General features: G+C 38.6%; 12 protein-coding genes. 2 read left to right on the forward strand and 10 right to left on the reverse strand.

From position 1 onward, the window contains the following. The first annotated feature begins 264 nt into the window (after positions 1-264). Positions 265-513 (forward strand): hypothetical protein, encoded by a 249-nt coding sequence (locus AC1DDX_RS13365; RefSeq protein WP_172660383.1) that lies wholly within the window; start codon positions 265-267, stop codon positions 511-513. Positions 514-523: 10 nt separating this feature from the next. Here AC1DDX_RS13365 and AC1DDX_RS13370 read toward each other — a convergent pair whose 3' ends face one another. From AC1DDX_RS13370 to AC1DDX_RS13380, 3 genes are all read right to left on the reverse strand, one after another. Then, positions 524-976 carry a hypothetical protein gene (locus AC1DDX_RS13370; RefSeq protein WP_288882823.1) on the reverse strand — a complete coding sequence of 151 codons (453 nt, stop codon included), beginning with the start codon at positions 974-976 and terminating at the stop codon, positions 524-526. Next, entirely contained in the window at positions 973-1,200 is a 228-nt protein-coding gene (locus tag AC1DDX_RS13375; protein ID WP_172660385.1) for a hypothetical protein, read from the reverse strand. The genes AC1DDX_RS13370 and AC1DDX_RS13375 overlap by 4 nt, the downstream gene beginning before the upstream one ends. 66 nt (positions 1,201-1,266) lie before the next feature. After that, positions 1,267-3,426, reverse strand: coding sequence for a hypothetical protein (locus AC1DDX_RS13380; protein WP_288882824.1), 2,160 nt, complete (start codon positions 3,424-3,426; stop codon positions 1,267-1,269). A 122-nt stretch (positions 3,427-3,548) separates the two neighbouring features. Between AC1DDX_RS13380 and cls the strand changes: the two genes are divergently transcribed. Further along, positions 3,549-5,000 carry a cardiolipin synthase gene (cls, locus tag AC1DDX_RS13385; RefSeq protein WP_172660387.1) on the forward strand — a complete coding sequence of 484 codons (1,452 nt, stop codon included), beginning with the start codon at positions 3,549-3,551 and terminating at the stop codon, positions 4,998-5,000. Positions 5,001-5,210: 210 nt separating this feature from the next. On the opposite strand, the gene AC1DDX_RS13390 is transcribed toward cls, so the two are convergent. The 7 genes from AC1DDX_RS13390 to AC1DDX_RS13420 form a co-directional block, all read right to left on the reverse strand. Next, a complete protein-coding gene (locus AC1DDX_RS13390) occupies positions 5,211-5,969 on the reverse strand; it encodes a class I SAM-dependent methyltransferase (protein WP_172660388.1) in 759 nt (252 codons plus the stop codon). Between the two features lie 68 nt (positions 5,970-6,037). Further along, on the reverse strand, positions 6,038-6,883 hold the full coding sequence (locus tag AC1DDX_RS13395) for an endonuclease/exonuclease/phosphatase family protein (protein WP_172660389.1): 846 nt from the start codon (positions 6,881-6,883) through the stop codon (positions 6,038-6,040). Between the two features lie 27 nt (positions 6,884-6,910). Further along, positions 6,911-8,695 carry a RagB/SusD family nutrient uptake outer membrane protein gene (locus tag AC1DDX_RS13400; protein ID WP_172660390.1) on the reverse strand — a complete coding sequence of 595 codons (1,785 nt, stop codon included), beginning with the start codon at positions 8,693-8,695 and terminating at the stop codon, positions 6,911-6,913. Positions 8,696-8,727: 32 nt separating this feature from the next. After that, positions 8,728-11,958: a SusC/RagA family TonB-linked outer membrane protein gene (locus AC1DDX_RS13405; protein ID WP_477622141.1), complete on the reverse strand. Its 3,231-nt coding sequence runs from the start codon at positions 11,956-11,958 to the stop codon at positions 8,728-8,730. A 93-nt stretch (positions 11,959-12,051) separates the two neighbouring features. Then, a complete protein-coding gene (locus AC1DDX_RS13410) occupies positions 12,052-12,288 on the reverse strand; it encodes a hypothetical protein (RefSeq protein WP_477622142.1) in 237 nt (78 codons plus the stop codon). 116 nt (positions 12,289-12,404) lie between these two features. Beyond that, positions 12,405-13,430, reverse strand: a complete 1,026-nt coding sequence (locus AC1DDX_RS13415; RefSeq protein ID WP_288882827.1) for a FecR family protein — start codon at positions 13,428-13,430, stop codon at positions 12,405-12,407. 37 nt (positions 13,431-13,467) lie between these two features. After that, positions 13,468-13,712: sigma factor-like helix-turn-helix DNA-binding protein (locus AC1DDX_RS13420; RefSeq protein WP_477622143.1), on the reverse strand; the 245-nt coding region annotated here is incomplete at its 5' end.

Genomic DNA, 13,712 nt, shown 5'->3' on the forward strand with positions numbered 1-13,712 from the left:
CCATTATCATAAGCAATTACAACATTTTTGATATTTACTATTTTGTTATACTGAGAATAAAACGCATGATCATCGCCATCGCGGATGGCTAGTTCTTTATCGAGTAGCAGTACTAATGACTTGAAATCTGGATTATCAGAAGTGGTTCGGGTTAATGAAATCATTATAAACAGGTTAAGCAACAAAATTAATGCAAAAACAGCTATTTTTCAGGAACAATCTTTTGTTTGGTTTGTTAAAGGGGGTACATTAAACCAAAATATTATGGAACAGTTTAGAATTGAAGTTGCTGATAATAAGCCCTTCGGTCGCTTTTTAAATATAAAAGCGATCAAAAACAAACAATATCAGATCTATGATGACCGTCAGGAAAGAATTGGAACAATTGAAATTGATAAAGAGGATCGCAGGCATTGCAGACAAAGTTTGGACTGCAAAGTAGACCTGACTTTACTGAATTCAATTAGAGATAGCATCCTCCTTCACGAAGAACAGGAATTGGCAATAAAGTAAACGCTGTCTCTTAATGATTCGACTTCACCGCATTCTTCAGGTGCATAATCTCATCGAACTCTACTTTTGCCACTGGATAGCCTTTCAAACTCCGCTGCACCTCATATACTTTATTACGTTGTTCACTAAGAGCTGGCAATTCCCCATAACTTTTCAAGTAAAAATTACAATTTTCCCTTAGCATTTCCAGCTCTTCAAACTTCTTCATATTGGTATAAAATGCCGGATCTTTAACCCCAGGCAATAAGGCTTTTTGTGCTAAAATCCTCCAATACAAAATAGCAGGGGTTATTTTCCTTGCTATTTTTTGTGCCTGCTCCAATTGGATTAATGTAGCCTCATATTCGCCTGCATGATAGCTTTTTTCAACCTCCTTCATTATAGAGTTTACAGATGCTACCTGCCCCCTACCAACAATTGCGCTGCAGATAAGGACAACAAGTAGAATTAAAACTTTCATCATTTACCTTCCTTTTTCGGCGCTATTCCCTTTTCAGGCTCTAAAGTATAAGATGCTTCTGAAGCCTTAGAGGCTTGCTCGAACAATTCTATTTCCGGCTGTTCTACTTTCTCTTCTTCAAAGGTATCATCCAAACCATTTGAATGAATGTCTTTTTGACTTTGCTGATCCTCTGCTTCTGAATTTTCAGAATCATCAAGAGGTATGTTGTTTTCTGGTGTGATCATGATTTTTTTATTTTAACAACAATGCTTATCGCAGGTTGTTTGAAATATTCGCGCGTTAGTTGCCAATTACCAGGTAAGGTTTACTTTTATCCCATCCGGACTATTATTAAAACCCAGATAAAGGGTATTTGAGCTTTCATCCCATGAAGTATTTACATCGGCTATTTCCTCACCATTATTGCTTAAAACAGCACACTTTACAGGCTTAGCGGGAAGTAAAACACGAATACTGTTTACCGTTTTTGCAGGGCTTTTACATATAAATGAATATGCTCTTCCATTCCTTACTTCATCATATATCCTTGATGCTGTAGCTAAAACCATAGCCTTAGTTTTATCTTTTACACGCAGTATATTGTATAAAAGGGCTTGTTCCCCTGGTTTAATCACCTTCTCTGAAAGTACAGGAAGATTTGGATCAAAAAGATCTATAACAGGACCTTTAATTTTATATGGCTCATTACTTAAAGATTCGTCCATTACGGAAACAATATCATACGGACCTCTTTGCAAGTAAAGATTGTTTTTAAAGGATAGCTCCCCTGCTTTTGCATCAAATTCATAAGCATGTTTAACAAGGTCAAGATAAGTATTTGCCGAATTGGCATTTAACACAAACTCTTTAGGATTTTGTTTAATCAAATAAACTGCCCCTTTACCTACCGATACCTTTTTATTCTTAATCGGCTTTACATTCATTAAGCTAAACAAATGATCTGAAGGGACTTTAAATTGATTGCCCTTCGTATTCCACCATTCCATAACTGATTGATAAGGATCATCATCGCGTCCACAATAGAACAGAACACCACCACCTTTAACCCAATCTGCAATGTACTTATGTACCTCAGCCGAAACAGGCTTCATGTTTGAGTAACTAACTATTAATACCTTTATGTCTTTAAGCGTCCCCTTAAAAGAAAGATTCTCCATGTGCACTGTTTGTACAGGTACTCCTTTTTTTAGCAATGGCAATGTTTGGCCATAAAAGTTAGAAAACTGTGGATCTTCATATCCCTTATGATCAGGAAAGCGTTGGAACATTAGACTATTGCCCATCAAAACACCAATACCATTTTTGCCTGTAACCTTATTTTCTGACAGTGGCATATCATTTAACGCATTAACCATCACCTGCATCTGAGTAGAATAATACTTAGGAATTAACACCGCCTCTTTGCTGTTCGCCAACTTGTAAGGTCTGGTATAAATACGTTCCGGCCATGGCATTACTTCATAGTTATTAACCATTGGATACAACAACTTAGCTGTAAATGTGGCCTGATAATTAAGCTTATAATCACTCCAATCGCGTGGCCAATCTTCAATAGGATCTGTAAGGAAGAACATTTTTCTACCAGTAGGTGCCGTCATAGAAACCATAGAACCATATTCAAGAAAGGCATTTTCAAATACCCGTTCTTTCCTCTGTCCATCAAAATATGTTGGCTCACGGGATGTCCCTGTCCACACCTGGGCAATGTATCCATCAATCCCTGGCAAAGAAGCCAAACTCGCCTCCGGACTAACTATTTGCCATGACGAATAGTTAACCAGTGAATGCGTGGCGATGTAAACTTTTATAGCTAACCCTTTCGTTTTACCATACGATTTGGCATACGAGGAAACATCCTTAATTGCCTCATAATACAAATGGTACTTTAGTTTGTTTGATAAATAGGTATTCTCTGCCGACTCATGTTGTGGCCTCCAGTCAAAACCATAGTACTTTTTCCACTCTTGTTTAAACACCTCGCTATATCCTGCTCTTGCCCAAAATTCCGGTTCCTCTAAATAAATGGAAGTTATGCCGGCGTCAATTACCTTTTTAATGATAGCCGTTTTCATATATTCAAGAAAAGACTGTACGGGCACTATGTAGGGCACACCTCCCCCATGCCAAATCACATTTCCATTTCTTTCTACCTGGCCAATATCCTGATGATTTTTACCATCCCATTTACCTAAAAAATAGTCCTGATACTCCCCCCATGCTATCCCTGTCATAAAGTGTGTTTGGTAGCCATGGTCTCTCCATGAGTTTACGCGCTCCTGAAACGTCATACCCTGCCTGTCATTTGCCCCGTAAACAATTGCAATATCAGACCGTACATCTATTTCGGGTTTCCAGGCACTACCTGTCTGAAATGCAGTTTTTTCTAATTGCGCACTGGCATGCATAGCAATAGAAAAAGAAAATAACGCCAAAAGAGTTAATGTTTTCATTATTTGGTTCTTAGGTTTGGTTCTTGTGTGTTGTTACCGTAAATATAATTTATTCATCTATTTATTGGTCAGGAATTATTAACTTACTACATATCTATTCGTTTTAACTGCTTATCACTATTATGGACTGGCTGCTGATTTCAGAAATCATTTACGTTGTTCTTTTAATCTTTGTTTGTCTGCGCATTATATACGATACCAGAAGCACAACCAAAAGCCTCGCATATTTGTTGTTTGCCATATTTGTCCCTTTTTTTGGGATGCTCTTCTATTTCTTTTTCGGTATCAATTACCGACACAGAAAAATGTATAGCAAAAAACTTTATGGCAACGATGATCTGGCAAATAAATTCAGGCACGACATACTTCAGTATTCAGAGCTCACTTTTAAGGAAAATGGCAATGCTGTTCTTGGCAACAAGGAATTGGCATTTATGATATTAAAGGATTCTATGAGTCCATTAACTTCAAAAAATGCTTTAAAACTACTGATCAATGGTGAGCAAAAATTTCCGGAAGTATTAAATGCAATTAAAAGTGCAAAACACCATATCCATATTGAATACTATATCTATGAGGATGATGAAATAGGCCACGCAATTGAACAAGCTTTGATTGAAAAAGCGAAGGAAGGGGTTACAGTTCGTTTTATTTATGATGATTTCGGAAGCCGCAGCATCCGCAAAAAGCTAGTTCCAAGATTGGTAGAGAACGGTGTAGAAGCCTTTCCTTTCTTAAAAGTGCATTTTATGCTTTTTGCCAACCGTCTCAATTACCGGAACCACCGTAAAATAATTGTAATTGATGGCGTTACTGCTTTCGTAGGTGGCATAAATGTTAGCGACCGATATATTAACAATGGATCAGAGAAACTTTATTGGCGTGATACACATCTCCGAATTGATGGTCCGGGAGCACAATATCTGCAATACCTATTCTTATGCGACTGGAATTTCTGTGCAGATGAATTGCTTCAGCCCAATACAGATTTTTTTCCTCCCAAGCCTCTGCAAACAGTAAACGATAATAAAGTTGTTCAGATTGCGGCCAGTGGCCCCGACTCCGAATCACCAACCATCTTGTTCTCTATCATTCAGGCCATCAATCTTGCAACCAGCGAAATACTCATAACAAGCCCTTACTTTATTCCTGGCGAAAGCTTATTGGATGCATTGATTATTGCCTCTCTAAGTGGAATCTCTGTTAAACTTTTAGTACCAGGAGTATCAGATTCTATACTTGTAAACTCTGCCGCCAGATCCTATTATAGTGAGCTACTAAGTGCCGGTGTAGAAATATATCAATATCAAAAAGGTTTTGTACATGCAAAAACAATGGTTACAGATAAAAAGATAGCTATGGTTGGTACTGCTAATATGGATTTCAGAAGCTTCGATCTTAACTTTGAAGTAAATGCAATTGTTTACGATACTCCAATTGCCACGGAATTAAGCGATATTTTTTACCGGGATTTGAAAGATGCATTAAAAATTAATCCTGTTTATTGGAATTCACGCCCTGTGTACAAGAAATTATTGGAAAAAGCAGCAAGATTGCTCTCCCCATTGCTTTAGAAATTTCATGATGGCTTATATCTGGTTCTGTCCTGCCTCTGTAGTGCCTTTTCATCCTCTTGTATATTACTTCGGTTCCTCTTCAGTTAATCTTAAGTTCATGTTCGTTCTAAGGTTAAGATTAACATAAGAAAGTCTGGCTTTGGTGTTAGGTTAACTCAGAAGCAAGTCAGAATCAGAGAGACAGCACCCGAAGTCCACATGATTACTTCAAACCTTACCGATATATACTTTGGTATCGTAATTAATGGTAATTGAATTATCTTCTTTATAGTCCTCAAAAAGCTGTTTCAAGTCTGTAACCATTGCTTCGTAACCATTTTCTCCTCTGGCAGGCATATAAGAGGATGAAAATAATCTCCCCTGCAATCCATAAAAATCAAAAACCTGTTTGTTCTGAAAAAGATGATAGGAAAAAGACTCTGGAGCATAGAATTCTCCGATTTTGATTTCATCAATATTTCTGTGATCTACCTTCACATAGTCCTTTCCATGCTTAATGATCAGTTCATCATATGCAACCTCAAAGGCAGATGTAGTTTTTCTTTCGTTCCAGATAAGTACAACTAAACCCTTTGGTTTTAATATCCTGCTAAACTCAGCTCGCGCCGCATCCCTGTCAAACCAGTGAAAGGCCTGGCCAGCTACTACAGCATCAATACTATCGGTTTCTAACTTCGTGTTTTCCGCGGTCCCATCTACTGCATGAAATGCTGGAAGATGTCCAAGAAGTTCAATAGCCTTCTCTCTCATCTCCGTATTTGGTTCAACAGCAAAAACCTCATATCCTGAATTAAGAAATAGTTCAGCAGAAATTCCTGTGCCAGCTCCAATATCTGCAATAATTTTATCCGGAGATAAACCAAACTTAGACTGAAGGAAATTGATGATCTCTACCGGATATCCCGGGCGATATTTAACATAGTCTTCAACTCTGTTACTAAATCTGCTTGTATTGTCTTTTACCATAGTAAAATACCCAACAAAAAAGAGGCCATACCATTATAAAATGTTATGGCCTCTTAGTGGTTAATAGATTATTTTACTAATGTTACATTTACCAGAATTGGGAAATGATCTGAAACAAACTTACCATGATAAGTATCGGTAAGAATCCCCCATTTGTCGGCTTTAAAACCCTTAGTAACAAATACATGGTCTATAATTTCATAACCATCTACGCTTTTGCCCCAGGCATTAAACGATGAATTATTTGCATATGGATGTTTAACCTGCGTATAGGTATCAGTTAAAATACCTGAATTGGCCAATGTTAAATACCATTCGCTCTTTTGACCGCCATTCAAATCTCCGGTAAAAACAGCTGGGGCATCACCTGCTATTTCGCTGATCTTTTTTACAATTAGCTTTCCACTTTCTACACGTGCAATTTTACCTTGATGATCAAAGTGCGCATTAAAGTAGTAAAACTTTTTACCACTGCTTATATCCTGAAGATGTACCCAGGTACAAATACGATTACAGCAAGTAGCATCCCATCCTTTTCCTGGTTTGTCAGGCGTTTCAGACAACCAAAAATCACCTTTATCAAGTAACTTAAATTTATCCTGACGGTAAAAGATAGAGGAGTGCTCACCAGCGTCTTTACCATCATCGCGACCTAAACCGTAATGTGCATACTCTGGCAACAATTTACTTAGGTCGTCAACCTGATTCTTTAATCCTTCCTGAATACCGAAGATATCGAATTCGTGAAAACGTAAGAGATTTGCAGCTACAGGAGCCCTTTGCGACCATCTGTTACCTTCATCTCCGGCATTGTCATAACGAATATTAAAAGATCCAATAGTGAATTTTTGAGCAAAAGCGCTAACGCTCATTACTACCAAAAATATAGAAAGAATGATTTGTCTTATTTTCATGTCTATTTAATTTGTTTTATAATCTAATTAGTTGCCTTGCCAACCTGGATTCTGTCCAAGAGCAGGGTTCTTTTGTAAATCTGCCTGAGGAATTGGATAATAATACATTTTATCATCCCACTTCCTCACTATTTCATTCATCCAGATTAGCTCTCCAAAAGTACCATTTTTGAGCAACTGGGAATTTGTTTTACCGCCAATTGTTGCTGAAACGTCCACATACGTAACTCCTGCAACTTCAGGTTTTGGTTTTGCACCTTGATAGAAAGCTACGTCAAGTATGCCATCTTCATTAAGATCCATAGGTGTAACCAAAGCAGGAACATAAAAACCGTCCCATTCCTGATCCATAAGCGGGCCTCTTTTCCATCTTAAGATATCACTGTAGCGAAGACCTTCAAGACTAAGCTCAATCCCCCTTTCTCGCCTTACTTCCAAAATAGATGGATCAGTAATTCCAGGAAAATAGTTAGCAATAAGGTACGGATCCGCAATTATTGGCTTTGCTGATAATCCACCTGTTATCCCGCCTCTTGCCCTAAGTACTCCAACGGTTGCAGCCCAATCTTCGTTAGTAAGTGTACCAAGTTCTGCTTTGGCTTCCGCATAGTTTAACAGCACTTCAGCATAACGGAATAATGCAATCGAGTTAATATTAAGTGCTCCGGCATCATAATACATGTCATCCAATGTCCATTTTATCGGTTGATAACCGGTAAAAGTATACGAGAATACCGGAGGCGCAGGAATTTGTACACCTCCACTTATTCTTTTATAATTTCCAGAGCGGATGGTCTGTTTCAATCTAAGGTCTCTGTTTTTCACTTCATCCTTAAACAGCATAGTGGTATAAGCAGGGTCGTTGGTAAAGGGAGTTCCATCCAGATTCAAATATGTATTGATAAATGTTCTGGTAAAACTTGCTTTGGCACCATATGTACCGCTGGTCCACCACCAGTTTGCCTCATTCAATACATTTAAAGTAAGGTCACTTACAGCGGCCTGTAGTACTTCACTTGCAACAGGGACTGTGCTGGTAAATACCTGACGATAGGAAACACCCGGGCCTCCGGCTGTGTTGATTGAATACCCTCCTTTATCCATAATCTCTTTTGCGGTTGATGCAGCGTTTTCAAGCCATGCAGATGCGCTAGACTGCAGGCCAAGTTCAGTATGGTATTTTCTGAAAGTTCCTTCGAATAGACAGATTCTGGACTTATAAGCGTAGGCCACCCATTTGGTAACTGTACTGCGGGTTGCATCGTTAGTTGCTTTGATGTTAGCACAGGCAAAATCAAGGTCGGCTAGCACAGAATCCATCACCAGCGTTCTTTTATCACGACCGGCGTATAATGCAGGGTCATTGATGTTCAGCGGTTTGCCAATCCATGGTACGTCACCAAATCTCTTCACTTTCTCCATATAAAAATATGCCCTGAAATATCTGGCTATACCCAGATAGTTATTTCTAATATCAATAGGAACAGAAGGATCTTTACAATTTTCAATAAAGTAATTGATGTTTCTAAGGTCTGTCCATGTCCACCCCGTACTCTGGCTTGGAGTGAATATCCCCGGTCTTATAAAATCGGAAACAGATTTTACAGCCAGGTAGTCAGAAACAGCATCCTGACTGGTGGAATTCTTAGGCAAGAAATCCATTGCATAAAAAGAGTTGGTATAGAGCTTCAGACCACTTTCACTGCCAAAAACAGCTTTATTTGTTGGGGTAGATTGAGGTTCCTGATCAAGCTTCTTACAGGCTGTAAAACACAAGCAGCTCAGTAGTATCCATATATATTGTTTTTTCATGATTATCTGTTTATAATGTTCATCAATAACGGTTAAAACCCTAAGCTTAAGCCTAATGAATAGCTTTTCATCAAAGGATAGTTGTAACCATCTCCGTTGGTACTGCCTGAGTTCAGATCCTGATCTGAGGGTACTGCGTTCTCCACATCTATGGTTTTCACAATTTTATAGAGTGGCGAGTAGGTGAATAGGTTCTCTCCTGAAAAAAATATTTTTGCTGAGCGCGCCCCAATACGTGAAATCAGTTTTGCAGGTAAATTGTAACCAATCTGAAGGTTCTTCATCCTCAAATAAGCAACATTCTGCAGGTATTTAGTTTGCGCTACGCCAAGCTCCCTATTGGTGTTGCTGGAAGCCGCACGCGACATCGTTCTTGGGAAATAAGCATTTGTGTTTTCAGGTGTCCACATATTGCCCACATGAAAAGTAGGAATGTTGTTGTATGGCCTGTTGTACTGACCCCAGAACATTTCGGTTTCTGTACTCGGGTACCATTGCTGTTTACCAACACCCTGGAAGAATGTAGAGAAAAAGAAATTGTTCCAGTCGGCACCAAGACTTATGCTATACAAATATCTTGGAGCAGAATTTCCTATAATTCTTCTATCGCCTGGTTTGTCCACAGTATTGTCTCCAATATTCACAAAACCATCACCATTGGTATCTTTCAGTTTGATGTCGCCAGGATACCAGATATTGGTTGGTGAGGCGCGCATTTGCGGGCTTTGCTTGGCATGTGCATCAATATCAGCCTGATCTATAAAGAAACCTTCTGTTTCATAGCCCCAGATCTCTCCTATTGTCTGGCCTTCGTAATACTCCTTACCGGTCCCGTTATTTCCTACATCTGTAAGCAATTTAGTGGGGTTGTTGTACTTATCAATCTTCGATTTGCTATCAGATAGGGTTAAGCGAACATTATATTTAAAAGGTTTATCTGCATTACCAATCCTGTCGTTCCATGATATTGAGGCTTCCCATCCTCTGGTTGTCAAATCTGCATAGTTTCCTTTTGGTACAGTATTTCCAAAAACAGCAGGAGCTGTTAAACCTACGGTAAACATATCAGTAGTTTTCCGAACATAGGCGTCGCCACTGAAAGTCAGACGGTTAGACAACATTGCCAGATCTAAACCAAAGTTGGTGGTAGTAGAAGTTTCCCAGGTAATCTGGTCTGGAAGCACACCAGGTTGCTTAGTGGTTTGAGGCCTTACACCTCCCAGTACCAATGGTGACTGCGAGACAAGAAAAAGCTCCTGAAATTCATACGAATTTATATTTCCGTTACCCAATGAGCCATAAGATGCACGTACTTTCAGGTCTGAGATAATTTTATCTGAAACATTCCAGAAAGATTCCTTATTAACTCTCCATCCGGCTGAAACCGAAGGGAAGAATCCGTAACGCTGACCAGAAGGGAATTTTGAGGATCCATCATAGCGCGCATTTACCTCTAACAGGTAACGGTCTTTAAAGGAATAGTTCAATCTTGAAAAACCACCTAATATTGCCCATTGCTCATAAGCTCCTAATGTATTAATTGCTTGTCCGAGTGCCAGATTTAAATCAGTTGCATCTTCAAAAATGATCCCGTTCCGCTGCGTAGAGAGTCTCTTGTAGGTAGATTCTTCATAGTTATATCCGGCCATTACTTTTAAATAATGATCGTCGCCGAATTTGTCTTCAAACTCACCATAGATATTTGCAGCCAGGTATTGTGTTTCTCTTCTATCGAATAAAAGGTCATTGGTAGTAGTACCTACATAAGAAGTAATCCCTTTTATATTACTGTACGGTACCTGAACGCGTTTTTGGTTAATACCATTATTGGTATTACGGAAGGTAAAATCAGCATTAACCCTAAATTTATTATTAAAGAAATTGGATCTCAATCCGGTGATATTCCTAAAAACCTGTCTTTTCGTATCAATACCGTTCTTTCCATAATAGAAATCTCCTACAGTATATACAGCAGTAAAAGTCATGGAACCATCAGGGTTAAACATCGGCATAGTCGGGTGACCCTCATCCGCAATGTTCCTCCAGATTCCTCCGCCTTCTCCTACGTTAATAGGATTATGATAATTCATTACAGAGTAGTCGGCATTGTTTTCTATGGTTAGCCATGGAAATACCTGTACAGATCCCTTTGCACGGATGTTTTTCATGTTGTAGTCATCAGTGTTATACCTGAAAAGTCCATCCTGCCCTAAAAAACGACCTGAAACCAGAAAGGAGGTTTTATCACTACTCCCACTGATGGACAAATTGTTTTCTGTAGCTACTGTATTTTTTTTGTACAATTGACCATACCAGTCTGTATTTCCGTAATAAGTATACTCACCTGTTGTTGGATTTACCTCTACTTCATTGTAAGGTTGTCCCGATTCGGCTCTTCTTTTAAACTCATCTAAGTAAGCCTGAGAAAATTTCTGGGTTTTATTAACGTTCTGAGGAAAAGAGCCATCTCCGTTTACAAATGCTTCGGCAAACATTTTTGCCCAGGTGTATCCATCGGTTACAAAGTCGGGCGTTTGTAACGGGTTCTTTAAAGCATAGTTGCTAGAGAAGTTCACAGTTGTTCTGCCTTTTTCTGGTCTTTTGGTCGTGATAAGCACAACACCAAACGCACCCCTGGCACCGTAAATTGCTGCTGAGGCGGCATCCTTTAGAATAGACACTGTTTCTACATCATTTGGGTTCAGCAAACTTGGATCTCCTTCAAAACCATCAATCAGAATCAATGCACTTCCGCCCTGCCCAATAGACGTAGTTCCCCTGATGTTATAGCTCGGTGACTGCGTTGGCTTTCCGTCCATCATTTTGATGTTCAGATTGGGTAGCAGCCCTTGAAGTCCTTGTGTAAGGTTAGGCACAGGTCTGTTCTCTAATGATTTCGAAGAGATCTGATCAACAGCTCCCGTAAGGTTTTCTCTTTTCTGTGTGCCATACCCAACTACCAATACCTCATTTAAAGTGCCTGTTTGCGCAGTAAGTGAAACATTTAGTGTTGTTGTTTCTCCGGGTTTTACCACAACCCTGCTCTGTGTAGATGAGCCGTAAGACACAAAACTAACTACAAGTGTGTAAACACCCGGTGCAACATTAATACTATAAGTACCATCAACCTTACTCTGCACTCCTGTATTTAGTTCTAGAATTTTGATGCTCGCTCCAGGGAGTGGCTCGCCTTTTTCGTCAACAATTTTACCGGTAATTTTACCGGGATCTTCATTTTTAATTAAGGTGATGGTTCCTTTCACCTCTTCGCGGAAAGTAAGACCCGTTTCGTCAAAAATAGATTTTAAAATTTCTTCTATTTTTTCGTTACTAAAATCTTTCTCCTGGGTTCTGAATCATCTTTTAAGTTTTAGGTATGCCGGGTCGTAGGCAAAATCGACTCCGCTTTTCATTTGCAGCTTTTCTATCGCAATAAGCAGATTTTCATTTTTAAAGGTAATATTGACTCTTTTATTTAAAACCTGGCCACTGGAATTGTCTGCAAATAATATTTGCGTACTGGCGATTATAAAGGCGTAGATAAGCAGTGTATAACGCATAATCTTCTGCAAAAGCAGTAAATGTTTTTTCATATATTTGTTATTTTATTGATAAATAAGATTCTACAAGATCCAACAGGTAGAGGGTCTCAAACTACTTCCTGTTGAATTTATCAATCCGGATCTGCTTCAGATCCGGTTTTTTATTTTTAGTATATCACTATTTCATTTCCTATCCTCCTATATTTATTTTGATGTACTGAACAAATTATTTTCATAGTCTGATCAAGTGAACGTGCAGACCGTATTTGTATATTATATAAGTAACTTGAAGTAGCGGTCCTGCTGCCTTTTAGAATTATACCATAATTAATTTTCATAACTTTTGCCAATTCTGCAAACGAAGCATGGTCCAGATCTGTTACCTGTTCAAACCATGCGTTATGCTCACGCGTAGCAAAATCACTTGTTTTCCATTTACTTGTTTTCGAATTATAGTGTAAACGTTTGCCAGGGAGCAAACGATCAAACACGTTTTTACTATCGCTCACCTCCACTTTTCCTTCAGTAACACTTACCTCGGTTATGGCTTTCGGTTGCGTACTCACGGCAAACTTAGTACCCAATACACGTGTTTTAATTTGTTTGGTATAAACTACAAATGGGTGTTTAGCATCCTTAGTAACTTCAAAAAAAGCTTCTCCTTCATCTAAAAAAATTGACCTATCGGAATAAACCGGCTCACCTGAAGAATTCAGCACGTATTTAGCTGGTATCCGCAGTTTTGTTCTGGGATTCATTTGAATGACAGATTGATCTGCAAGGATTATCTTTTTGTATTCTCCGTTTTTAGTCTCCACTACGCTAAATACTTCGTTTTCTACAGATTTCTTAAAGTCATTTGATGGCTTTAAGAATTTTCTGCCAAAAAAGAGTGCGGGTATAATTAAAGCCAATACTGCAGCATACTTATAGTAATGTTTAAATAACGATACTTTTGTATTTGAAAAATTATCCCTCTTGGCTAAAATAGCATTTTCCATTTCAGCCTTAATGATTTCTTCTTTACCAGATTCAGAAAACTCTTGCATAGCAGCTTCATCATCGTATGAAGCATACCAATTCTCGACGATTTGCTTTTCGTCGTCACTTGCCATTCCGCTGACATAACGTTCTAGTATTTTTTTAAACTGCTCTGATTCCAAACTTCTGCTCTTTCTTATAAGTAACTTCAAACACTCGAATCTACTTTGAGAAATTGTTAAGTTTGTATTAATTAATCAGTCGCTCGGGGAATTTTTCACTTAACCTCTTCCTGATCCTTCTCATTGCTTCACAAATATGATTTGAAACCGTCTGCTCAGCAAGGTTTAGTTTTTCTGCTATTTCAGATGTGGAATGATGAGCATGTTTAAGCAGGTATGCATGGCGCATTTTTTCCGGAAAACCTTTTATTTCTACCTCTATAAGCTTTTCCAGATCCTGATAGTCCGATAGTTCATTAATAGAAACTGATG

This window comes from Pedobacter sp. 10L46_2 (genome assembly GCF_056395165.1).

Bases quoted from the DNA above. Each gene is read 5' to 3' on its own strand.
- AC1DDX_RS13410 (WP_477622142.1), bottom strand. From the start codon at position 12,288: ATGAAAAAACATTTACTGCTTTTGCAGAAGATTATGCGTTATACACTG.
- AC1DDX_RS13390 (WP_172660388.1), bottom strand. From the start codon at position 5,969: ATGGTAAAAGACAATACAAGCAGATTTAGTAACAGAGTTGAAGACTAT.
- AC1DDX_RS13375 (WP_172660385.1), bottom strand. From the start codon at position 1,200: ATGATCACACCAGAAAACAACATACCTCTTGATGATTCTGAAAATTCA.
- cls (WP_172660387.1), top strand. From the start codon at position 3,549: ATGGACTGGCTGCTGATTTCAGAAATCATTTACGTTGTTCTTTTAATC.
- AC1DDX_RS13365 (WP_172660383.1), top strand. From the start codon at position 265: ATGGAACAGTTTAGAATTGAAGTTGCTGATAATAAGCCCTTCGGTCGC.
- AC1DDX_RS13370 (WP_288882823.1), bottom strand. From the start codon at position 976: ATGATGAAAGTTTTAATTCTACTTGTTGTCCTTATCTGCAGCGCAATT.
- AC1DDX_RS13400 (WP_172660390.1), bottom strand. From the start codon at position 8,695: ATGAAAAAACAATATATATGGATACTACTGAGCTGCTTGTGTTTTACA.
- AC1DDX_RS13380 (WP_288882824.1), bottom strand. From the start codon at position 3,426: ATGAAAACATTAACTCTTTTGGCGTTATTTTCTTTTTCTATTGCTATG.
- AC1DDX_RS13395 (WP_172660389.1), bottom strand. From the start codon at position 6,883: ATGAAAATAAGACAAATCATTCTTTCTATATTTTTGGTAGTAATGAGC.